At 71.0% G+C, this 22,346-nt stretch carries 21 protein-coding genes; 15 read left to right on the top strand and 6 right to left on the bottom strand.

Translation table 11 applies throughout. The annotated features are described in order from the left end of the window. Positions 1-125: 125 nt before the first annotated feature. The 5 genes from FK268_RS07655 to FK268_RS07635 all read left to right on the top strand — a co-directional run bounded on the left by FK268_RS07655 (position 126) and on the right by FK268_RS07635 (position 4,718). Entirely contained in the window at positions 126-746 is a 621-nt protein-coding gene (locus FK268_RS07655; RefSeq protein WP_146432778.1) for a class III extradiol ring-cleavage dioxygenase family protein, read from the top strand. Continuing rightward, positions 743-1,675: a tRNA (adenosine(37)-N6)-dimethylallyltransferase MiaA gene (gene miaA, locus FK268_RS07650; protein WP_146432776.1), complete on the top strand. Its 933-nt coding sequence runs from the start codon at positions 743-745 to the stop codon at positions 1,673-1,675. The genes FK268_RS07655 and miaA overlap by 4 nt, the downstream gene beginning before the upstream one ends. Before the next feature lie 31 nt (positions 1,676-1,706). Beyond that, positions 1,707-2,564: a diaminopimelate epimerase gene (gene dapF, locus FK268_RS07645; RefSeq protein WP_146433439.1), complete on the top strand. Its 858-nt coding sequence runs from the start codon at positions 1,707-1,709 to the stop codon at positions 2,562-2,564. Positions 2,565-2,628: 64 nt separating this feature from the next. Next, the gene (gene hflX / locus FK268_RS07640) at positions 2,629-4,047 is read left to right on the top strand and encodes a GTPase HflX (RefSeq protein WP_146432772.1); all 1,419 of its coding nucleotides are present in this window, start codon (positions 2,629-2,631) and stop codon (positions 4,045-4,047) included. A 17-nt stretch (positions 4,048-4,064) separates the two neighbouring features. Continuing rightward, the gene (locus tag FK268_RS07635) at positions 4,065-4,718 is read left to right on the top strand and encodes a DUF1345 domain-containing protein (RefSeq protein WP_146432771.1); all 654 of its coding nucleotides are present in this window, start codon (positions 4,065-4,067) and stop codon (positions 4,716-4,718) included. Here FK268_RS07635 and FK268_RS07630 read toward each other — a convergent pair. After that, on the bottom strand, positions 4,715-5,281 hold the full coding sequence (locus FK268_RS07630) for a TetR/AcrR family transcriptional regulator (protein WP_146432769.1): 567 nt from the start codon (positions 5,279-5,281) through the stop codon (positions 4,715-4,717). The two genes, FK268_RS07635 and FK268_RS07630, sit on opposite strands and share 4 nt — an antisense overlap. A gap of 60 nt (positions 5,282-5,341) precedes the next feature. Here FK268_RS07630 and FK268_RS07625 point away from each other — a divergent pair, with 60 nt between their 5' ends. Both FK268_RS07625 and FK268_RS07620 read left to right on the top strand, forming a co-directional pair. Then, complete coding sequence (locus FK268_RS07625) at positions 5,342-6,574, top strand: acyl-CoA dehydrogenase family protein (protein ID WP_146432768.1); 1,233 nt, start codon at positions 5,342-5,344, stop codon at positions 6,572-6,574. After that, positions 6,575-7,723, top strand: coding sequence for an acyl-CoA dehydrogenase family protein (locus FK268_RS07620; protein WP_146432766.1), 1,149 nt, complete (start codon positions 6,575-6,577; stop codon positions 7,721-7,723). Here FK268_RS07620 and FK268_RS07615 read toward each other — a convergent pair. After that, positions 7,720-8,559, bottom strand: coding sequence for a LysR family transcriptional regulator (locus tag FK268_RS07615; RefSeq protein ID WP_146432765.1), 840 nt, complete (start codon positions 8,557-8,559; stop codon positions 7,720-7,722). The genes FK268_RS07620 and FK268_RS07615 overlap by 4 nt on opposite strands. Before the next feature lie 80 nt (positions 8,560-8,639). Between FK268_RS07615 and FK268_RS07610 the strand changes: the two genes are divergently transcribed. Further along, complete coding sequence (locus FK268_RS07610; protein ID WP_158636071.1) at positions 8,640-9,575, top strand: DMT family transporter; 936 nt, start codon at positions 8,640-8,642, stop codon at positions 9,573-9,575. Here FK268_RS07610 and lexA read toward each other — a convergent pair. Continuing rightward, positions 9,553-10,263, bottom strand: coding sequence for a transcriptional repressor LexA (lexA, locus tag FK268_RS07605; protein WP_068535301.1), 711 nt, complete (start codon positions 10,261-10,263; stop codon positions 9,553-9,555). The genes FK268_RS07610 and lexA overlap by 23 nt on opposite strands. 255 nt (positions 10,264-10,518) lie before the next feature. Between lexA and FK268_RS07600 the strand changes: the two genes are divergently transcribed. Then, positions 10,519-11,154 (top strand): hypothetical protein, encoded by a 636-nt coding sequence (locus FK268_RS07600; protein WP_146432761.1) that lies wholly within the window; start codon positions 10,519-10,521, stop codon positions 11,152-11,154. A 214-nt stretch (positions 11,155-11,368) separates the two neighbouring features. Continuing rightward, positions 11,369-11,842, top strand: a complete 474-nt coding sequence (gene nrdR / locus FK268_RS07595) for a transcriptional regulator NrdR (protein WP_068525039.1) — start codon at positions 11,369-11,371, stop codon at positions 11,840-11,842. Between the two features lie 15 nt (positions 11,843-11,857). Here nrdR and hrpA read toward each other — a convergent pair whose 3' ends face one another. Continuing rightward, positions 11,858-15,817: an ATP-dependent RNA helicase HrpA gene (gene hrpA / locus FK268_RS07590; RefSeq protein WP_146432759.1), complete on the bottom strand. Its 3,960-nt coding sequence runs from the start codon at positions 15,815-15,817 to the stop codon at positions 11,858-11,860. An 18-nt stretch (positions 15,818-15,835) separates the two neighbouring features. Here hrpA and FK268_RS07585 point away from each other — a divergent pair, with 18 nt between their 5' ends. The 3 genes from FK268_RS07585 to FK268_RS07575 all read left to right on the top strand — a co-directional run bounded on the left by FK268_RS07585 (position 15,836) and on the right by FK268_RS07575 (position 19,214). After that, positions 15,836-17,089: an aminotransferase family protein gene (locus tag FK268_RS07585; protein WP_146432757.1), complete on the top strand. Its 1,254-nt coding sequence runs from the start codon at positions 15,836-15,838 to the stop codon at positions 17,087-17,089. Between the two features lie 119 nt (positions 17,090-17,208). Then, positions 17,209-17,553, top strand: a complete 345-nt coding sequence (locus tag FK268_RS07580; RefSeq protein WP_146432755.1) for a DUF485 domain-containing protein — start codon at positions 17,209-17,211, stop codon at positions 17,551-17,553. Beyond that, entirely contained in the window at positions 17,550-19,214 is a 1,665-nt protein-coding gene (locus tag FK268_RS07575) for a monocarboxylic acid transporter (protein WP_193560249.1), read from the top strand. The genes FK268_RS07580 and FK268_RS07575 overlap by 4 nt, the downstream gene beginning before the upstream one ends. Positions 19,215-19,275: 61 nt before the next feature. Here the strand turns inward: FK268_RS07575 and FK268_RS07570 are convergent, their stop codons facing one another. Beyond that, a complete protein-coding gene (locus FK268_RS07570) occupies positions 19,276-20,100 on the bottom strand; it encodes a sigma-70 family RNA polymerase sigma factor (protein WP_146432753.1) in 825 nt (274 codons plus the stop codon). 79 nt (positions 20,101-20,179) lie between these two features. Between FK268_RS07570 and FK268_RS07565 the strand changes: the two genes are divergently transcribed. Then, positions 20,180-20,638: a carboxymuconolactone decarboxylase family protein gene (locus FK268_RS07565; RefSeq protein ID WP_146432751.1), complete on the top strand. Its 459-nt coding sequence runs from the start codon at positions 20,180-20,182 to the stop codon at positions 20,636-20,638. Between the two features lie 4 nt (positions 20,639-20,642). Here the strand turns inward: FK268_RS07565 and FK268_RS07560 are convergent, their stop codons facing one another. Continuing rightward, entirely contained in the window at positions 20,643-21,305 is a 663-nt protein-coding gene (locus tag FK268_RS07560) for a hypothetical protein (protein ID WP_146432749.1), read from the bottom strand. Between the two features lie 106 nt (positions 21,306-21,411). Between FK268_RS07560 and FK268_RS07555 the strand changes: the two genes are divergently transcribed. Next, the gene (locus FK268_RS07555) at positions 21,412-22,332 is read left to right on the top strand and encodes a hydrogen peroxide-inducible genes activator (RefSeq protein WP_146432747.1); all 921 of its coding nucleotides are present in this window, start codon (positions 21,412-21,414) and stop codon (positions 22,330-22,332) included. Positions 22,333-22,346: the final 14 nt, after the last annotated feature.

Genomic DNA, 22,346 nt, shown 5'->3' with positions numbered 1-22,346 from the left:
ACGGTTCCCCTTCGTCTGCGCCGCGCGTCACGGCTGCCGGTCGTCATGGACCCGCACAGCGCGCGGGACCTGATCCATTGAAGCACTACGCGGCCGTCCCGGCGCGATCGATTAGCGTTCTTCGTGTGCACCAGTTCCAGCGCGACCACCGGGCCGTCGCCGTCGTCCCCGGAGCTCCACTGCTCGTTCCCGAGCTGGTGGGCGACCCGGGCGACCCCGATGCCGACCGGCTGCGGGAGGCCGCGCTGACCGCCGGACGATGGCTCGGCGAGCGCGCCCGTACCTGGCGTGTCGTCGCCGCCGAGCCGCTGAACAGGCCCGACGATGCCGCCGGGACCTTCGCGGGCTTCGGGGCGGACGTGATCGTGACGACGGGGCCCGGCGGACCGTCGAACGACCTGCCGCCGAGCCCCGCCTGGCCGGTGCCGCTGCTGATCGCCGCCTGGGTGCGGGGCGTGGCCGCGCCGTCGGTGCGCCTGGTCGACACCGACGAGGACGCCGAGGGACTGCTTTTCGTTCTCGACGGTCCGAACACGCTGACGGCCCGCGCGCCCGGCGGCCACCGGCCCGAGGACCACGCGGTCTTCGACGCGCAGGTCGCCGCCGTGTGCGCCGGTGGCCCGGCGGACGGGCTCGACGAGGGCTGGCGGGCGCTCTCCCGCGCGGTGGGCGGTCGGGCGCAGGAGCACTACCGCGACGCGCCCTTCGGCGTCGGCTACCTCGTGGCCACCGGAGAGGAGCGATGACGGTGTCGCGGGCCGTGCGTCCCGTCGCGGTCGTGGGTCCCACCGCCACGGGCAAGTCCGACCTGGCGCTCGACCTGGCCGAACGACTCGGCGGCGAGATCATCAACATCGACGCGATGCAGATGTACCGCGGCATGGACATCGGCACCGCGAAACTCCCCGCCGATCAGCGGCGCGGCATCGAACACCACCAGCTCGACGTGCTGGACGTGACCGAGACCGCGACCGTCGCCGCATACCAGGAACGGGCCCGCGCCGACGCCGAGGCGCTGCTCGCCGCCGGGCGCACCCCGGTCATCGTCGGCGGCTCGATGATGTACTTCCAGGCCCTGCTCGACGAGTGGAGCTTCCCCGCGACGGACCCCGACGTGCGCGCCCGGTTCGAGGAGAGACTGGCCGAGATCGGCCCCCTCGCCCTGCACCGCGAGCTCACCGCGCTCGACCCCGCCGCCGGCGCGAAGATCCTCACCACCGACGGCCGGCGCATCGTGCGCGCGCTCGAGGTCGTGACGATCACGGGGGAGCCCTTCGCGGCGTCGGTGCCCGAGATCGGCCCCGCTCGCTGGGACACCGCGATCGTCGCGCTCGACCGTGACACTGAAGAACTCGACGCGCGGATCGCACTGCGTACCCGCCTGATGTTCGAGAACGGGCTGGTCGACGAGGTCCGCGACCTCGAGGAGCAGGGCCTGCGCGAGGGCGTCACCGCATCGCGCGCGATCGGCTACGCGCAGGTGCTCGCAGCGTTCGACGACGAGTACGACCTCGAGCACGCCCGCGAGCTGACCTTCATCGGCACCCGCCGGTACGTCCGGCGACAGCGGTCCTGGTTCCGGCGCGACCCGCGCGTCGTCTGGCTCGACGGTGCCGCCCCCGACCTGCTCGACCGCGCCCTCGCCGCCCACGCTGCGCCGCCATGGCATCCGTAGACTGGCGGCCATGACGGGTGACATCGCCGCCGTGGACTTCCTCAAGGGCCACGGCACGGAGAACGACTTCGTGATCCTGCCGGATCCGGCCGTCGACATCGACCTCACGCCCGGGCTGGTCGCGGCCCTGTGCGACCGGCGCGCCGGCATCGGAGCCGACGGTGTGCTGCGGGCCGCCCGCGCGGGGGACCTGCTCGACGCGGGCGTTCTCGATGCGCTGCCCGACGGTGTCCGTCGCGAGGACTGGTTCATGGACTACCGCAACTCCGACGGCTCGATCGCCGAGATGTGCGGCAACGGCGTCCGCGTCTTCGCCCACTTCCTCGCCGCCTCCGGGCTGGTCGCCGGCGAGACGTTCGTCGTCGGCTCGCGGGCCGGGGCCAAGCCCGTCCGTGTGCACCACGCCGATCCCGAGGCCGCCGATGTCGCGGTCTCCATGGGTGTGCCGCGCGTCTTCGGCACGTCGTCGGCGGGCGTCGACGGTCGCGATCTCGCCGGCATCGCCGTCGATGTGGGCAACCCCCACATCGCCTGCGTGGTCCCCGGGCTCACCGAGGAGGCCCTCGCGGCGCTCGACGTGGCGAGCGCGCCCACCTTCGACCACGGCCTGTTCCCGCACGGCACCAACGTCGAGGTCCTGACCCCGCTGGTCGACGGTGCCGTCCACATGCGCGTCCACGAGCGCGGCTCCGGCGAGACCCGGTCCTGCGGGACGGGTACCGTCGCCGCCGCGGTCGCCGCGCTGCGGTCCGTCGGGCGGGAGACGGGCGCCGTCGACGTGCACGTGCCCGGTGGGGTCGTCACCGTGACCGTCGAGGCCGACGGTGCCGAGCTCCGCGGCCCCAGCCGCATCGTCGCCTCCGGGACGGCGCGGCTCTCCGCACTCTGAGCGGTTTCGCCCTGCGAAAACTCGCGTGACCCGTACCCCCGCGACGTGCGAGAATGGGTCACATATGACACAGACAGATACCTGGGAACCGACGGATCCGCACCAGCCGACGATCGGTGAACTCCAGCTCCAGGAGCGCTCCTCGCTCCGCCGCGTCGTCGGCCTCTCGACCGAGCTCGACGACGTCACCGAGGTCGAGTACCGGCAGCTGCGCCTCGAGCAGGTCGTGCTGGTCGGCGTGTGGACCACCGGATCCGCGGCGCAGGCGGACGCCTCGCTGGCCGAACTCAAGGCACTCGCCGAGACCGCGGGCTCCGCGGTCCTCGAGGGCGTCATCCAGCGCCGCGACCGGCCGGACCCCGCCACCTACATCGGATCCGGCAAGGCGCACGAGCTGCGCGAGATCGTCCTCGCGACGGGCGCCGACACCGTGATCTGCGACGGCGAGCTCACCCCCGCGCAGCTCAACGCGCTGGAGAAGGTGGTGAAGGTCAAGGTGATCGACCGCACCGCCCTGATCCTCGACATCTTCGCCCAGCACGCCACCTCCCGCGAGGGCAAGGCGCAGGTCAGCCTCGCGCAGATGGAGTACATGCTGCCCCGGCTGCGCGGCTGGGGTGAGGCGCTGTCCCGGCAGGCGGGCGGCCGCGCCGGCAGCAACGGCGGCGTGGGACTGCGCGGTCCCGGTGAGACGAAGATCGAGACCGACCGCCGGCGCATCCGCGAGCGGATGGCGAAGCTGCGCCGCGAGATCAAGGGCATGAAGCAGGCCCGCGACACCAAGCGCGGCGCCCGCCGCCGCTCAGGCGTGCCCGCCGTGGCGATCGCCGGATACACGAACGCCGGTAAGTCGAGCCTGCTCAACGCACTCACCGACGCGGGTGTGCTGGTGCAGAACGCGCTGTTCGCGACGCTCGATCCCACCACCCGGCAGAGCACTCTCACCGACGGTCGCGACGTGGTCTTCACCGACACCGTCGGTTTCGTGCGCCACCTTCCCACGCAGCTGGTCGAGGCCTTCCGGTCGACGCTCGAGGAGGTCGTCGACGCGGACCTGCTCCTGCACGTCGTCGACGGCAGCGACGTGATGCCGCAGCGGCAGATCGACGCGGTGCGTCAGGTGTTGCGCGACGTCGCGGGGGAGCGGGAGGCGTCGCTGCCGCGGGAGCTGCTGGTGATCAACAAGATCGACGCCGCCGATCCGCTCGTGCTGGCGCAGCTGCGGGTCGCGCTGCCCGAGGCGGTCTTCGTCTCGGCGCACTCGCGCGAGGGCGTCGACGAACTGCTCGAGCGCATGACGCAGCTGATCACGGCCGGCGACGTCGAGGTGACGGCGCTCCTGCCGTACGACCGCGGCGATCTCGTGGCACGCGTGCACGCCGAGGGCACGATCCTCACCACGGAGCACGAGGCCGAGGGCACCCGGATCACCGCGCGCGTGCCGAGCGCGCTCGCCGGCTTGCTATCGCATTTCGCGGCGTAGTCGCGCACAATCGGCGTATGAGTCGACCGGCGTCGAAGCCCCTGCTGTCCGTGACGACCCGGAGCGTTCTCGCGGTCCTCATCGGTGCCGTGGCGGGCGGGCTCGTGGGCGCACTCGTCGACGGCACGCTCGGCCTGCTCGTCGGTATCGCCGTCGCCGCGGCGGTCTTCGTCGTGACGGGGTGGTTCACGCTGTGGCCGCTCGACGCCGCGTCCACCCGGGCGACGGTGCAGCGGGAGAACTTCCGCCCGCGGATCGCAGAAGTGGCGGTCGCGGCGATCGCGCTGAGCGGCCTGGTGGCGATCGTGGCCCTGCTTCTGGCAGGGAAGTCCGAGCACCGTGACGCGGGGGCAGCCGCCGCGCTGTGCGCGGCGTTCGCGGTGTGGGCGGCGCTGCACCTGACCTACGCCACGCAGTACGCGGCGCAGTACTACGGCGATGCCGGGGACGAGCCGGGCGGGATCGACTGGAACTCCGACGCGCAGCCCGCTTACCGGGACTTCTTCTACTTCAGCTACAACCTCGGCATGACCTACCAGGTCTCCGACACCTCGGTCTCGTCGCCGGCGATCCGCAGCCTGGTGCTGCGCCACTGCCTGCTCTCGTACGTCTTCGGCACCGTCATCCTCGCGACGGCGATCAATCTCGTGGTGGGGATCGTCTCGGGTTAGCCGGCGGCCCCGTCGAGGAGCAGTTCGACGAGCGCCGCGGCCTTGTCCGGTTGTGGCGCGGTGCCGATGATCATGTCGGACCACAGGAACGATTCCGCGAGCCGCACGATCGCGTAGGCGAGGTCGGTGCGCGCGATGCCGCGCGCGCCGTCGACGCGGGGGACCGCGATGTCGGTGAGCCAGGCCTCCACCCAGTCGATGAGTCGCGCCTGGACGACGCTGCCGCCGGACTGCAGTACCCGCAGGGCGAATTCGGGCTCGTCCGCGGCGAATCCGGCGAGTGGGGGATAGTCGCGGACCTCGTGCGCCAGACGGGTGAACGAGCGCAGGAAGGCCTCGCGGTCGCGGACGGGCTCGGCCGCCTCGACCCGGGCGATCGCCTGCGCGATGCCCAGCCAGATCGCCTCGCCGACCACCTGCTCGCGGCCGTCGAACCAGCGGTAGAGCGTCGCCCTGCCGATCCCGGAGGCTGTGGCGAGTCGCCCCAGATCGACCCGGCGGCCCTCACGGAACCACCGCGCGGCGAGGCGGATCACCTCGGACTGCTTGTCACTGCGCGGCATGTGAGACATAATCCAATTTTGTCTCGCTAATGCGGGAGTGTCAACGAGGGGAAGACCCGGATGGATGTGACGTTCACAGCGGAGGAAGAGGCCTTCCGTGACGAGGTGCGCGAGTTCCTGGACACGCACCTGACCGACGATCTGCGCGCTGCGGGCGATCTCGCGACCAGCGTGTACTCCGATCACGAGGCGAGTCTGCGGTGGCAGGCGATCCTGCACGAGCGGGGTTGGGCGGCGCCCGCGTGGCCGGTCGAGTGGGGCGGGTGCGACTGGTCGGTCGCGCAGCACTACATCTTCGCCCGCGAGTCGGTGCTGGCGGGCGCACCCTTCCTGTCCCCGATGGGGATCCGGATGGTGGCGCACGCCATCGTCAAGTTCGGGACCGAGGAGCAGAAGAGGTTCTTCCTCCCCGGCATCCTCGACGCCTCGGTCTTCTTCTGCCAGGGCTACTCCGAACCGGAATCCGGATCGGACCTGGCATCGCTGTCGATGCGCGCGGAGTCCGACGGTGACGACCTGGTGCTCACCGGCTCGAAGATCTGGACCACCCACGCCCGCGAGGCGAACTGGATGTTCGCCCTGGTGCGCACCTCGAAGCAGGAACGCAAGCAGCAGGGCATCACCTTCGTGCTCGTGGACATGACGGTGCCCGGCATCGAGATCCAGCCGCTCGTCATGGCCTCCGGCGAGGAGGTGCAGAACGTGGTCTTCTTCGACAAGGTGCGCGTGCCGAAGGCCAACGTGCTGGGGAAGATCGACGAGGGCTGGACCGTCGCGAAGTACCTGCTCGAGTTCGAGCGCGGCGGCGGCGCATCGGCGCCGTGGCTGCAGGTCTCGCTCGACCGGCTCGCGGCGCAGGCGGAGAACGTCCCCGGCCGCGGTGGCCGCCCGCTGGCGGAGGACGACGACTTCCGGTTGGGCCTCGCGGAGCTGCGTGCCCGCGTCGACGTGCTGGAGATCCTCGAACACCGCTCACTCGCCGTGCTCTCGGCGGGCGGGAACCCGGGCACCGCGGCCTCGATGCTCAAGATCCTCGGCACCGAGCTGAGCCAGGCGATCACCGAGTTCATCCACAAGAGCGCCGGGCCGCGCGGACGGATCTATCAGCCGCACGTCACCCGGCCCGGCGGCCCGGTGGTCGAGTACCTGCCGCCCGCGGGCGGCGCGCACAGCGGCGACCTGTGGCAGGCCGTCGCGCCGCTGCGCTACTTCAACGATCGTGCCGGCTCGATCTACGCGGGCTCCAACGAGATCCAACGGAACATCCTGGCGAAAGCGGCATTGGGGCTGTAGATGGACTTCACACTCACCGACGAACAGACGATGCTGCGCGACGCCGTGCAGTCCTACCTCGCGGGCCGGTACCCGTTGGTCGAGTCGCGGAGCGCCGCGCGCTCGGCGGAGCGCTGGCAGCCCGCGGTCTGGCAGGCCTTCGCCGCCGAACTGGGCATCCTCGCGGCCCTCGTGCCGGAATCCCTCGGCGGACTGGGGGGAGGCCCCGAGGAGATGATGGTGATCACCGAGGCGCTCGGCGGCACACTCGTGGTCGAGCCGTACACCGGGACCGCCGTCGTGGGCGCGGCCCTGGTGCGCGGCTCGGGTGGCGCCGCGGCCGACGCGCTGTGCGCGTCCATCGCGGAGGGCGGGGCGAGGATCGCCTTCGCGCTCACCGAGCCCGAGTCCGGGCGCGAGCCCTGGGACGTCGGGACGACCGCCGTGCGCGACGGTGACGACTACGTCCTGACCGGGGTCAAGATCGTGGTCGGCGATCTGCCGCTGGCGACGCATCTGATCGTCGCGGCACGTACGGCCGGCGAGCGGCTCGATCGCGAGGGGCTCTCTCTCTTCCTGCTCGACTTCGATGCGGCGACACCGCCCACGGGGATCACCGCGCACTACTTCCGGACGATCGACGACCATCACACGGGCGATCTGGAGCTGGCCGGCGTGCGCGTTCCCGCCTCCGCTCTGCTCGGCGTGGAGGGCGGCGCGTGGGAGGTCGTCGAGCGCGCCCTCGACGACGGGACCGCCGCGGTCTGCAGCGAGGCGGTCGGGATCATGCGCCGCGTGGTCGCGGAGACGGTCGAGTACGCCAAGCAGCGGCGGCAGTTCGGCGTGCCCATCGGTTCCTTCCAGGCACTGCAGCACCGCATGGTGGACATGTCGCTCGAACTCGAGCAGGCAGTCGCGGCGACCTACCTCGCGGTGCTCAACCTCGACGCCGATCCGCGGACCCGCCGCCGGGCGGTGTCGGCGGCGAAGATCACGATCGCACGGGCCGCGCGGTTCGTCGGCCAGAACGCGGTCCAGTTGCACGGCGGCATGGGCATGACGGAGGAGCTCGCGATCGGCCACTGCTTCAAGCGACTCACCGCGATCGAGACCGAATTCGGTTCCGCGACGGATCACCTCCGCCGCTACGCCGAGGCGACGGCGGACTAGGCCGCCGCCGTCAGGGCGGCGGCCGCGCGGCGGACGGCGGTGCGCACCGCCGCCGGCACGCGCGGTCCGACGGAGACCGCGAGGGCGATCGACGGCACGGCGGGAAGGGTGTCGATGACGACGAGGCCGTCCGTGGCGTCGATCGCGGGGAGCAGGGTCACCCCGAGGCCGCTGCGCGCCGCCGAGTACAGGCCCGCGAGGTTCGCCGCCTCGGCGGCCACGACGTGGTCGATCCCGTTGCGCGCGAGCGCGTCCGCGGCGGGTGCGCGGAGGACGCAGGGATCGTCGAAGAGGAGCACGGGCACCGTGTCGATGGGACGTTCCCACTCCCGTGCCGCGTACCAGTGCAGGGCGATCGGGCCGACCGCGTCGGGGTGATCGCCGGGGGCGAGGAAGACCGCCACATCGGCCAGACCGTGCTCGACGGCGCCGGAGACCTGCGCACTGCGGTCGAACCGGAACTGCGCGGTCCATCCTCCCGGGAGCGAGCCGAAGCCGCGGCTCAGCTCGGGAATGAGGCGATCGGCGCCGTGCTCGGTGGCGGAGACCGACAGGGTGCGGGTCGTGGGGGAGGCGAGCGCGTGCACCGCGGTGTCGTGCGCGTCGAGGATCGTCTGCGCGTGTCCGAGCAGGCGATTGCCGTGGTCGGTGAAGCGGACGCCGCGTCCGGCCTTCTCGACGATCGTCCCGCCCGTCGACTTCTCGAGCCGGCGCAGGTGGGCGCTCACGGTCGACTGGGTCACGTGCAGTGCCTCCGCGGCACGGTGAACGCCGCCGCACCGCGCGATCGCGACCACGCTGCGGAGCGGGACGATGTCCAGGATCGGATCGGTCATGAATGAACGGTAGATCCGATCAATCGTGATCGTCAATCATTGTTGGACGAGCAGCACCTGCGCGTTCGACGATGAACGGCATGAGAATCCCTCCGATGCTCGCCGCCTGCGTCGTCGTCCTGTACGCCTTCGGCTACCCACTCGGCGCGCTCGGCGTAGCCGCCATGAGCCCGTTCCTGCTGCTGTTCCTGCGGTTCGCGATCTCCGGCGTCCTGATGTTCGGGGTCGTGCGTATGACCGGCCGCCGCAGTCCGGCGGGCGCCGCGCTGGGGCACGCCGTCGTGGTGGGGCTCCTGACCCAGGCCACGCAGTTCCTCGGGTGCTACCTGGGCCTGCGGGCGGGCGTACCGGCCGGGGTCGCGGCGCTGATCATCGGCGTCAATCCCGCGGTGACGGCCGTGGTGGCGCGTCTCGCCCTGGGGGAGCGCCTGACGAAGCGCAGAGTCCTTGCCGCAGTGCTCGGTCTGGCTGCGGTCGTGGCGGCGTGCTGGTCGACGGTGCCCGTGCTCGCCCACGCCGGGGCCGGCATCGGCTTCACGCTGCTCGGGCTGGCCGGTATCGCGCTCGGCGGTGTCTACCAGCAGCGGTTCTGCCGGGATGTGGATCCGATCGCGGGGAACGCGGTGGGCATGCTCGTCGCGGCCGTGCCGGCGGGGTTGCTGACGCTGCTCTTCGGCGCCTCGGTGCGGCATCCGGTGCAGGGCGCGGTGGTGCTCGTGCTGATGGTGCTGCTGAGTTCCATGACGGCCACCACGCTGTATCTGCGCGTGATCGGTATCGCGGGGGCGAGCGGCGCTGCGATGTTGTTCGCGGTGATCCCGTCGGTCTCCGCGCTGTTCGCCCTCGTACTGCTGGGCGAGCCGGTGCACCCGGGCGTGATCGCGGGCCTGGCGCTCGGCGGCGCCGCCTGCGCGATCGCCTCCCTCGGAGGACGGCGAACGCCGGCCCCCGACCGAGAGGTCGACGAGCCGGCGCTGCCGGAAACGGGAACCGTCAGATGCGGCGCATCACGGTGACGACCTTGCCGAGGATCACCGCGTCATTGCCGTGGATCGGATCGAAGGCGGGGTTGTGCGGCATGAGCCAGACGTCGCGGCCCGTGCGGCGGAAGGTCTTCACCGTGGCCTCGCCGTCGAGCATCGCGGCGACGATGTCGCCGTTCTCCGCGACGGACTGCTGACGGACGACGACCCAGTCCCCGTCGCAGATCGCGGCGTCGGTCATCGACTCGCCCACGACCTTGAGCAGGAAGAGCGATCCCTCGCCGACGAGCTCACGGGGGAGCGGGAAGATCTCCTCGACCGCCTCCTCCGCGAGGATCGGCCCACCCGCGGCGATCCGGCCGAGCACGGGGACGAAGGCGGGCTCCGGCATCCGCTCCTCGTCCTCCATCACCTTCTGGATGACCTGGGCGGTGCGCTCCTCGGCGCCCTGGACGTTGACGGCGCGGGGGCGGTTCGGATCGCGGTGCAGGAAGCCGAGGCGCTCCAGGGTGCGCAACTGGTGCGCGACCGACGAGGTGGAGGTCAGGCCCACCTCGTCACCGATCTCGCGGATGCTGGGCGGGTAGCCGCGATCGCGGACCGACCGCCGGATCACCTCCAGGACCTGCTTCTGGCGACGGGTGAGGTGATCCTCGGAGACGTTGCCCTGCGCGTCGCGGAAGCGCTTGTCCCGGTGTTGAACCTGTCGATCTTCTGTCATGTGTCGCTCCTCACGCCCGTTCGGTTCCGACTCCACTGTAGTCCAGCTCGAACAGGCTGACAAACATCTGTTCGAGAATTTTCGCCGCGTGTCTTCCGCTCGCTCGGAGGGTGTGGTAGAAATCGAACAGAAGTTCTCTCGAACACTTGCACGCACTTCGGTGTGACTGGTGGGGCTGGATTGAAAACTTGTCAGTCCCCTCCGATAGACCTGTGGGTGAGCGAGAAGGAACCGCTACCGACCACAGGAGAGACCATGACCGCGATCATCGATCGAGACGTCATCACCGCAGTACAGGGCGCCACCGCCGCGGCCCCCGCGCTGGCGCGGCACGGTTCCGCCGCCGCGGATCGGCGGAGCGCCACGCGTGCCCGCGGGGTCTCGCCGCGGCTCGCGCGCAGCCGTACCTCCGAGTCCGTCCCGGCTTCGATCACGTCGTCGAACGAGTCCGCCGAGGGCGGGATTCGAACGGACGCCACCGCGGTCCGCGTGACCGGCGCTCGCGGATCCGCTCGGCGCACCGTCGAACGCCCGGGCGTGCGTTCGGCTGCCCGGCGTGCGCCCCGAGGGGTCTCGCGCGCCGGCGGTTGCGCGCGGCGTGCTCCGGGGCCGTCGATCGCGGCCTGCGTGCTGTTCGCGGCCGGCGTCTTCGTCACGCTGCTGGTGCTCTTCGGCGGTGCGCCGCAGGCGGAGTCCGCCCCGGCGGGGGCCGCGCAGCCCGCGCTCACCTCGATCGTCACCGTGCGGACCGGCCAGAGCCTCGAGCAGGTCGCCCGCGAGATCGCGCCCGATCGTGCTCCTGCCGCGGTGATTGCGGAGATCAGCGAGATCAACGGTCTGCAGGACGGCCGGGTGCACGCCGGGCAGACCCTCGTCACCCCGCGGTACTGACAGCCCGACCCTCGCGAAGGAGAAGCAGATGACCATCCGTATGGCGATAGTGGATTCCCGGCAGCGCGGGCGTGAGGCGCACCTCGACAACGTGGTGCCGTTCCCCCGCCGAGTAGTCTCGAAGACGAGATCGCGGGGTACGGCGGTGGCAGGGGCCACCGTGCTGCAGTTGCCCCGCCGGAAGGCCGAGCGCAGCCGCGCGGGAGGTGGACCCATGTATTGCCCGTTCTGCAAGAACGAGGACACCCGTGTGGTCGATTCGCGTGTCTTCGACGACGGGCAGGGCATCCGCCGGCGGCGCTCCTGCAACGAGTGCGGGCGGCGCTTCACCACTGTGGAGAGCGCGGTGATGGCCGTCGTGAAGCGGAACGGGGTCACCGAGCCCTTCAGTCGCGAGAAGGTCGTCAAGGGCGTGCGCCGGGCGTGCCAGGGGCGGGACGTCGCGGAGGACGACCTGCACAAGCTCGCGCAGCAGGTGGAGGAGACGATCCGCGCGATGGGCGTGGCCGAGGTGCCCGCGAACGAGGTCGGCCTCGCCATCCTCGGTCCGCTGCGCGACCTGGACGAGGTCGCCTACTTGCGCTTCGCCTCCGTCTACCAGGGCTTCTCGTCCATCGAGGACTTCGAAGCGGCCATCCGCGATCTGCGTACGCGTGCGGCCGCGGCGGACCCCACCGACGCGGCGTAGGCCGCGCGGAGGCCGTCAGGCCAGCGCCGCGATCGCGGCGAGCACCTTCTTCTCCGACACCGAGCCGACGGTTCCCAGCGACTGGGCGAACAGGCTCACCCGGAGTTCCTCGATCAGCCAGTGCACCTGCTCGAGCCCCGCATCCCGACGGTGCTCCGGCAGTGTGTCCAACTTCGCGGTGAGAGCGCCGTAGACGCGGTCGAGCGTGGCCATGCCACGGTCGTCCCGGTCGATCGCACCGGGGAGCGCCGCCCACCGAGCGGCGGCCCCCGCCACGTACCGGGGCAGGTGCTGCAGGTGTACCCCGGGTGTCGCGGCGACGAAGCCCGGGAACAGCAGCGCGTCGAGCTGCTCCGCGATGTCGTCCGCGGCGTCCCGGAGCGCGGACGGTGCCGCGGCGATGGCACCGCGCACCTCGGTGGCGGTCGCCACCGCCGCGGCCGCATTGGCGAAGTCCTGCTGCACCTCGCTGCCCAGACCGGTCCGCACCGTCGCGGCGAGGACGGCGAAGTCGTCGGGCGTCCAGGCCAGGCCCGCCCGGGTGCGCAGATCGGTGATCGCCCGCCGCCGGCAATCGGCGACGAGGTCCATCGGCGTCGCGTACGGGCTCTGCGAAAGGGCGAGCCGTTCCCGCTGCCCCACCGACTGCAGCACCGACTTGTGTGCCGCCGGGAGCACGTTCGCGAGCAGCACGTCCAGGCCCGCGCCCATCAACGCCCGCTGCTGCGCCTGCGTCGCCACGACCTTCACGCCGGCACGGTCGCCGTCGGGATAGAGCGTGCCGAAGCCGGTCACCCGGCTGCCGCGGATCTCCGTGTCGACGGTGCGCGGCACGTCGCCGAGCGTCTCCGCGGTCCACTGCTTGGCCGGTGCGCGCTCATAATCGCCCGCGCGGTTCGACAGGTCCTCCTGCACGGCGGCGCCGAGCGCGCGCTTGAGTGCGTCGAGGTCTTTGCCGGAACCGAGTTCACGGCCGTCGTCGCCGACCACGGTGAAGGTGACGCGCAAGTGATCCGGAACGGAGCCGGGGGAGAAATCGGCGGCGCGGATCACGGCGCCGGACAGCTGCGTCAGCTCGCGGGCGAGGCCCTCCACGAGGGGCTCGGCGCGCGGCGTGAGCCGGGCCAGCGCCGCGGCGGCGAAGTCGGGTGCGGGCACGACCTCGCGGCGCAGCTGTTTCGGCAGCGACTTGATCAGCGCGATCGCCAGTTCCTCGCGCATCGCCGGAACCAGCCACTCGAAGCCGTCGGCGCGCACCGTCGCCAAGTCGCGCACGGGGATCCGCGCGGTCACGCCGTCGTCGGTGGCACCGGGCTCGAAACGGTACTTCAGCGGCACCTCGATCCGGCCCTGCAGCCACGACGTCGGGTAGGCGTCCGCGGTGATCTCCGCGGCACCGTCCGAGAGGAGGTCGTCCTCGGTGAAATCGAGCAGGGCGGGTTCGGTCCGTGAGGCCTTCTTCCACCACGAGTCGAAGTGCCGTGCGGAGACGATGCCCTCCGGAACCCGCCGGTCGTAGAAGTCGAAGAGGCCGTCCTCGTCGACCACGATGTCGCGGCGCCGCGCCTTGTCCTCGAGGTACTCGGCGTCGTCGAGCAGGGCCCGGTTGCGCGCGAAGAAGGCGTGGCGCGTGCGCCATTCGCCCTGGACCAGTGCGTGCCGCAGGAAGATCTCGCGGGCGGCCACGGGATCGATGCGACCGAAGTTCACCGTGCGGTCGGCCACGAGCGGCACGCCGAACAGGGTCACCCGCTCCTTCGCGAGCACCGCCTCCCGCTTGGTGGACCAGTGCGGCTCGGAGTAGTGACGCTTCGCGAGGGGACCGGCCAGCTTCTCCGCCCATTCGGGTTCGATCTTCGCGACGGTGCGCGCGAAGAGCCGCGAGGTCTCCACCAGTTCTCCCGCCATCACGAACCGTGGTGGCTTCTTCGACAGCGCGGAGCCGGGGAAGACGAGGAACTTGGCGCCCCGCGCCCCCAGGAACTCCCTGCCGTCCGGTTCGCGCAGGCCGATCTGCGACAGGAGTCCGGAGAGCATGGCCTGGTGGATCAGGTCGGGCGACGGGGCGGGTTCCCGGCCCAGCGAGTCCACCTTCCATCCCAGGTCCCGGCAGATCTGGCGCAGCTGGCCCTGGAGGTCCTGCCATTCCCGGATGCGCACGTAGTGCAGGAACTCCCGTTGGCATTCGCGCCGGAAGGCGCTCGAACTGAGCTCCGCCCGGCGGTCGCCGAGGTGGCGCCAGAGATTGAGGTACGACAGGAAGTCCGAGGTGGGGGCGGCGAAGCGGGCGTGCTGCGCGTCCGCGGCCTGACGGTGCTCCGCGGGCCGCTCCCGCACGTCCTGGATGGACAGGCCTGCGACGATGACGAGCACCTCGGGAAGGACACCGAACTCGCGCGCCGCGACCAGCATCCGGGCCATCCGCGGGTCCACCGGAAGGTCGGCGAGTTGGCGGCCGACGGCGGTGAGCCGTTTGTGGCCCTCCTTGGCGACCTCGAGCGCCCCCAGTTCCTCGAGCAGGGCGGTGCCGTCCCGCACGGCGCGTTCGTCGGGCGGCTGCACGAACGGGAAGGCGGAGACCTCGCCGAGCTCCAGCGCCGTCATCGAGAGGATGACCGAGGCCAGGTTGGTGCGCAGGATCTCGGGATCGGTGTACAGCGGCCGGGCGTCGAAGTCGTCCTCGGAGTAGAGGCGGATCGCTATGCCGTCCGAGGTGCGGCCGCACCGGCCCGACCGCTGCTGGGCCGACGCCTGGGAGACGGGCTCGATCGGCAGCCGCTGGACCTTGGTGCGCAGCGAGTACCGCGAGATGCGCGCGGTGCCGGTGTCGACCACGTACTTGATGCCGGGCACCGTCAGCGACGTCTCGGCCACGTTGGTGGAGAGCACGATCCGTCGCCCGGTGTGCGGGGCGAAGACGCGGTGCTGCTCCGCGGAGGACAGACGTGCGTACAGCGGCAGGATCTCGGTGCCGGGGCGGACACGGGCCTGTAGTGCCTCGGCGGCGTCGCGGATCTCCCGCTCGCCGGAGAGGAAGACGAGCACGTCGCCCGGCGCTTCGCGGGAGAGCTCGTCCACGGCGTGCACGATGCCGGTCACCTGGTCGGCGGGCTCGTCCCCGTCGTCGGTCAGGTCCCCCAGTGGGCGGTACCGGATCTCGACGGGGTAGGTGCGTCCGCTGACCTCGATGACGGGGGCGGGCGTACCGTCGGGCCGCGCGAAGTGGGCGGCGAACCGATCCGGCTCGATGGTGGCGGAGGTGACGATCACCTTGAGATCGGGGCGACGGGGGAGGATCTGCCGTAGGTAGCCGAGCAGGAAGTCGATGTTGAGGCTGCGCTCGTGGGCCTCGTCGATGATGATCGTGTCGTAGTCGCGCAGCAGCCGGTCGCGGGTGAGCTCGCGGAGCAGGATGCCGTCGGTCATCAACTTCACCGAGGTCTTGGGCGAGACCTTGTCGGTGAACCGGACCGCGTATCCGACGGCCTCGCCCAGCTCCGTCTTCGTCTCCTCGGCGATCCGCTCCGCGACGCTGCGCGCGGCCAGCCGGCGGGGCTGGGTGTGGCCGATCATCCCGCGCACGCCGCGGCCGAGTTCGAGGCAGATCTTCGGCAACTGCGTGGTCTTCCCCGAGCCCGTCTCGCCCGCGAGGATGATCACCTGGTTCTCGGCGATGGCTTTCGCGATCTCGTCGCGGCGGGCGCTCACCGGAAGGTTCTCGGGGTAGACGATCGCCGGGACCGCCGCCTTGCGGACGGCGAAGCGCTCACGCGCGGCGGCGATGTCGCGTGCGACGCGCGGCAGGTCGGCGTCCTTCGCGCGCTTCAGCTTCGCCCGCAGGCGGGCCTCGTCGCGCAGGGTGACGGCGGGCGCGGAATCGGTGCCGAGCGCGGCGTACAGATCGCGCTTCGCGGAGGGGCGGGGCTGCGCCTCGTCTGCGCCTCGTCGTACGGTGCGCGTCTCGTGCTCAGTCATTTGCTCTATTTTAGGCCTATGAGCGGACAGGGACCCACGACCTCATCGGCACTCTGGCACGGCTTCGCGGACATGGGGGCCGTGCAGCGCGACGGCGCCTTCGTCTTCGCCCGCGGCGAGGGAGCACACGTCTTCGACGCCGACGGCAATCGCTACCTCGACGCGACGGCCGGTCTCTGGTTCGCCAACGTCGGCCACGGCCGTGCCGAGGTCGCCGACGCGGTGCGCGACCAGCTGCTCAAGGTCGCGCACGTGACCGGCTTCGGTGACGCGGCCACGGACACCACGGTGGCGCTGGCGAACCGTCTGCAGTCGATCGCCCCGGTCCCGGACAGCAAGATCTTCTTCACCTCCGGCGGATCGGACTCGGTCGATTCCGCCATCAAGCTCGCCCGGCGGTACTGGCAGGAGAAGGGCCGGCCGGAGAAGAAGCTGATCGTCGGCCGCTCGAACGCCTACCACGGCATGCACGTGGGCGGGACCAGCCTGGGCGGCATCCCGGTCAACGCGGAGGGCTACGGCGGCGTGCTCTTCGACGACACCGCGACGGTGGCCTGGGACGACGCCAAGGAGCTGCTGGGGCTCATCGAGCGGGTCGGCGCGGAGGCGATCGCCGCCTTCGTCGCGGAGCCGGTGATCGGCGCCGGTGGCATCCTGCCTCCGCCGGAGGGGTATCTGCGCGAGGTGCGTGACATCTGCCGCGAGCACGACGTCCTGTTCATCGCCGACGAGGTCATCACCGGCTTCGGTCGCATCGGCGGTGCCTGGTTCGCCTCGAGCCGGTTCGACCTCCAGCCCGACCTGATGACCACGGCCAAGGGGCTCACCAGCGGCTACGTTCCGATGGGCGCCCTGTTCGTGGCGCCGCACGTCGCCGAGCCCTTCTATTCGGGCGGAGTGTGGTGGCGGCACGGCTACACCTACGGCGGGCATGCGGCCGCTGCCGCGGCGTCGATGGCGGTCCTCGACATCATGGAGCGGGAGAACCTGGTGGCGGAGGCACTGCGCCTGCAGGACACGCTGCTGCGCGAGTTGTCCACGCTCGCCGATCATCCGAAGGTCAAGGACGTCCGGGGCGGCGTCGGCGCCGTCGCGGGCGTGCAGCTCCACGAGCCGGGCGAGGCCATGGCGATGGTGAAGAAGCTGCGGGCGCAGGGCGTCTCCGGCCGAGCGGCCGGCTTGGGCACGCTCCAGTACTCGCCGGCGCTGATCACGACGGACGAGCAGGTCGCCGAGATCGCCGCCGCCACGCGCCGCGCCCTCGACGCCTGATCCACGGGGCGCCGTGACCTCGGCGCGGGATCCGATGGTGGCGGGTTGCAGAGGGTTGCATTGCGATTTGTTGACCAATCAATCCCGCAGAAGTTGTGGCGCATGCCACACTTTCGGCTGTGAACGATGAGGATACGGCTGCGGTCTATCGGCGCGCCTACGACAGCAAGGAATTCCACGAACTCCGGAGTCGGTTGGCGCGCTTCGTCATCCCGATCTCCGTCGCGTTCCTGACCTGGTACGTGCTGTACGTGCTGTTGGCCACCTACGCGCACGACTTCATGAGCCAGAAGCTGTTCGGCAACATCAACGTCGCGCTGGTGATGGGGCTCGGGCAGTTCGTCACCACCTTCGCGATCACCTGGGCGTACGTCCGGTTCGCGAACACCACCATCGACCCGATGGCCACCGAGCTGCGTGAGCACATCGAGGGCGAGCTGAAGGCGGGGGAGGCGGGCAAGTGACCGATCTCCTCGCATTCGATCCGCGCACGATCGGGGTGGGCGAACAGGTCGGTTCGACCGCGCTCAACATCCTCATCTTCGTCCTCTTCATCGGCCTCACGATGGGCCTGGTGATCAAGGCCAGTCGCACCACCAAGAAGGCCACCGACTTCTACACGGGCGGCGCCACGTTCACCGGCCCGCAGAACGGCTTCGCCATCGCCGGCGACTACCTCTCCGCGGCCAGCTTCCTCGGCATCTGCGGTGCGATCGCGGTGCAGGGCTACGACGGCTTCCTGTACTCGATCGGCTTCCTCGTCGCGTGGCTCGTGGCCCTACTGCTCGTCGCGGAGCGGCTGCGCAACGTCGGCAAGTTCACCATGGCCGACGTCCTCAGCTTCCGGCTCAAACAGCGCCCGGTCCGCATGGCGGCCGCGCTCGCGACCCTCACCGTGTCGCTGTTCTACCTGATCGCGCAGATGGCGGGCGCGGGCGGCCTCGTCTCCCTGCTGCTCAACATCAAGGGCCACACCGGCCAGGCGGTCGTCGTGGCCGTGGTCGGCGTCCTGATGATCGTCTACGTCCTCGTCGGCGGCATGAAGGGCACCACCTACGTGCAGATGGTCAAGGCCGTCCTGCTCGTCGGCGGCGCGCTGCTCATGACGCTCATGGTGCTCGCAGCGGTGAAGGGCAACTTCTCCGAGCTGCTGCAGAAGGCGATGGACGGCACCGTCACCAACGCCAAGACCGGCGCCAAGGAGGCCGTCGGCGAGAAGATCATCGAGCCCGGACTCAAGTACGGCAAGACCGGCACCACCAAGCTGGACTTCATCTCCTTGGCGCTCGCGTTGGTACTCGGCACTGCGGGCCTGCCGCACGTGCTGATGCGCTTCTACACCGTGCCCACCGCGAAGGAGGCGCGACGCTCGGTCACCTGGGCGATCGGCCTGATCGGCGCGTTCTACATCTTCACCCTGGTGCTGGGCTTCGGTGCCGCCGCCTACGTCGGGGCCGACGTCATCGCCAAGGCGCCGGGCGGCGTCAACTCCGCGGCCCCGCTGCTGGCGTTCTCGCTCGGCGGCACGCTCCTCATGGCGGTCATCTCGGCGGTCGCGTTCGCGACCATCCTCGCCGTCGTCGCCGGCCTCGCGATCACCGCGTCGGCCAGCCTCGCGCACGACATCTACAACGGCGTGATCAAACACGGAAAGGCCTCGGAGGAGTCGCAGGTGCGCGTCTCGCGGATCACCGTGGTCGTGATCGGCATCCTGTCGATCATCCTCGGCATCGGCGCGATGGGCCAGAACATCGCCTTCCTGGTGGCGCTGGCGTTCGCGGTCGCGGCGTCGGCGAACCTGCCGACGATCCTGTTCTCGCTGTTCTGGCGGAAGTTCAACACCACGGGCGCGGTGCTGTCGATGTACGGCGGCCTCGTCTCGGCGATCGTGCTGATCGTCTTCTCGCCCGCGGTCTCGGGGAAGTCGACGTCGATGTTCAAGTCGCTCGACTTCCACTGGTTCCCGCTCGAGAACCCCGGCCTGGTGTCGATCCCGATCGGCTTCGGGCTCGCGATCGTGGGCACGATCTTCGGCAAGCCCGATGAGGATCTCGCCGACAAGGCGGTCGAGATGGAGGTCCGCTCACTCACCGGTGTCGGTGTCGAGAAGGCCATCGACCACTAGGTCCTCGCGTCCGACGGTGCCCGTCCCTCGCTCTCGAGGGGCGGGCACCGTCGTTCCCGGGTCAGAGCGGGACGACCTCGCTGCCCGCCACCTCGTCGGCGCGCAGCGTGACGTCCAGCGCCGCGATGCGGCCGTCGTCGGTGAAGGTCACGTCGCCGAGCAGCAGGTAGCCGGATGCTCCGGGGAGGCGGACGGTGTAGCCGAGCACCCCGTCCACCAGCGCCACCAGCGCGGTCTTCGCCTTGAACAGGAAGGCCTCCGCGATCGCGGGCGCGCCGGCGAGCACCGTCGGGGCCGCGTCGTCGGTACGGGTGCGGAACACTGCGTCCGGGTCGAGGAGCTCGACGAGGGCCGTGAAGTCGCCGTCGCGCGAGGCCGCGAGGAAGGCGCGAACCGCGCTCGCCCGCGCGGCGTCCGGCCGGGGTGCCCCGGCGACCCGTCGGCGGGCGCGACTGGCCAGCTGACGCGTCGCCGCAGGGCTCTTCCCGAGGACCGCCGCCACGTCGTCGAAGGGGACGGCGAAGACGTCGTGCAGCACGAAGGCCACGCGCTCGGCCGGCGCGAGGTCGTCGAGCACCGCACCCATCGCGGCGCCGACGGACTCCGCGAGCTGCACCTGCTCGTCCGGAGCGGGAGCGGGGTCGGCGGGATCCACGTCGTCCAGCGTGTCGGTGTCCCGGAGGGAGCGCAGCCGGTCGAGACAGATGCGGGAGACCACGGTGGTCAGCCACGCGGTCGGGTTGTCGACGGTGCCGTCCCCGTCGGCCCGGTCGGCGCGCAGCCACGCCTCCTGCACCGCGTCCTCCGCGTCGGCGGCCGAGCCGAGCATCCGGGTGGCCACCGCGATGAGCCGCGGGCGCGCCGCTTCGAAGTCGTCGAGATCCATCTGTCACATCCTCCGTCGTCGATCCGTCATGGAGGTGACGGGGTGATCGCCCCGAGTGTGACAGACGAAGGAGACCACGATGACCGCACGGATGATGAACCCCGCCTTCACCCTTCCCGGTGCGATGGACGCGCTGACGAAACTGGGTGAGGCGGTGGCCGCCTCGGGCCTCTCACCCGAGCTGCTCGAGCTGGTGAACATGCGCGCGAGCCAGCTCAACAGCTGCAGCACCTGCCTCGACGGGCACTGGCGCATGGCCCGCAAGCACGGCGCCTCCGACGACAAGCTCTTCGCCGTCGGCGCGTGGCGGCACACGCCCTACTTCTCCGACGCCGAGCGCATCGCGCTGGAGATGACCGAGCAGCTGACGGCACTCGCCGGCAACCCCGACGCGCTGCCCGACGAGCTGTGGGACGCCGCAGCGGACGAGTTCGACGCGGCGCAGCTGGCCGCCCTCGTCCTCGCCATCGGGCAGATCAACCTCTGGAACCGGGTGAACCACGCGACCCGCCAGGAGGCGGGCTCCTGGCGGCCCTGACCGGTCAGGACAGGACGGCGTTCAGGGCCCACCCGAGAACCGATGCGGCCATGGCCGCCGCGATGGCGACGAACGGCGACGCGAGGCAGCCCTGCGGTCCGGTCCAGCGCTCGCGCGCCGGTTCGATGAGCTCCGGAGTGCTGGGCGCGAGCGCCCGATGCAGGGGGACGGGCTCCAGCACGAGGTAGGCGAGGGCGCCGACCTGTCCGATCGTGAAGAGCCAGAACCAGGCCCACCGGTTGCCGTACACCGGCGGCGAGGCGACCATCGCGACGAAGGTCGCCAGCCAGGTCGCGGTGACCACGAACCCGAGCCAGGTGGGGACTGCGAACGGCCACGAGATCAGCGAGTCGTCGTCGGCCCTCCTGACGTCGACGCCGTGCGCCGATAGCAGCGCGCGGAGGTCGCCCTCCGTCGTTGCGGCGCCGAGCTGACCGCGGTGCCAGTCGTACGGCCCCGTCGCCCACAGGCCGTCGAAGGTCTGCGCGCCGGAGGCGTTTCCCGAGGAGGCCGGCAGCTCGACCGCGACGACGTCCCCGCGCTCTAGCGCGGCGGAGAACGCGGCGGCGTCCGCCGTGCGCGGCATCATCGACGTGATCGCGGCCACCGCACCGGCGAGGAGCAGCGTGAGCGCCAGCGTCCGGGCGACGAAACGAACGGTCTTCACAGAGGCACCTTCCCGATTGCAGTCGCTGATCGTAGCCCTCCCGGGGAAGCGCGCACGCGACGGTAGTGCAAAGGCCGATTCGATGAGGAGCACTAAACTCATAGGTATGTCCGATCAGCCCTATCAGCCGACCCTCGCGCAGCTGCGCGCTTTCGTCGCGGTGGCGCGCTCGCGCCACTTCGGCACCGCGGCGACCTCGCTCGGTGTGAGCCAGCCGTCGCTGTCGCAGGCGCTCGCGTCGCTCGAGGCGGGGCTGGGAGTGCAGCTGGTGGAGCGCAGCACGCGCAAGGTGCTCATCACCGAAGCCGGGATGGCACTGCTGGAGCAGGCGTCGGGGATCGTCGCCTCCGCCGCGGAACTGGTCAGTTCCGCGGCCGGCCTCACCGGGGAGCTCCGCGGCTCCCTGCGGCTGGGGATGATCCCGACGGTGGCCCCCTACCGGCTGCCGCGGCTGCTGCCGCAGCTGCGTGCGCAAGTGGACGACCTCACGGTGACGGTCGTGGAGGATCAGACGGCGCGCCTGCTCGACGCCCTCCGGTCCGGCCGGATCGACGCGGCCTTCCTCGCGCTGCCGGTGCTCAGCGCGTCCATCGCCGAGATCCCTCTGTACGACGAGGAGTTCGTGCTCGTCGTGCCCCCGGGCCATCCGCTCGCCGGACGTGACGACCTCACCGCCGATGATCTCGCGGGCCTGCCGCTGCTCCTGCTGGACGAAGGGCACTGCCTGCGCGACCAGGCGCTCGATCTGTGCCGCCAGGCGGAGGCCGGCGTCGGCGTGATGGGCGACACCCGCGCCGCCTCGCTCGCGACGATCGTGCAGTGCGTTTCGGGAGGGCTCGGCGTGACGCTGCTGCCCGAGCCGGCGGTCGCCGTCGAACTGCGCGGCACGGACCTGGCGACGGCCCGGTTCGCGGCACCCGCCCCGGGCCGTCGGATCGGCCTCGCGTACCGGGCCTCCAGCGCGAAGACCGAGGGTTTCACCCGCCTCGCCGAGATCGCGCGCTCCGCCGCCGAATCACCTCTGTGACATCGCAGAATCCG

Source organism: Tsukamurella sputi (assembly GCF_007858445.1).
Lineage (GTDB): Bacteria > Actinomycetota > Actinomycetes > Mycobacteriales > Mycobacteriaceae > Tsukamurella > Tsukamurella sputi.
The sequence above is the reverse complement of the archived record's forward strand: the minus strand, read 5'-3'. Positions and strand labels throughout refer to the sequence as shown.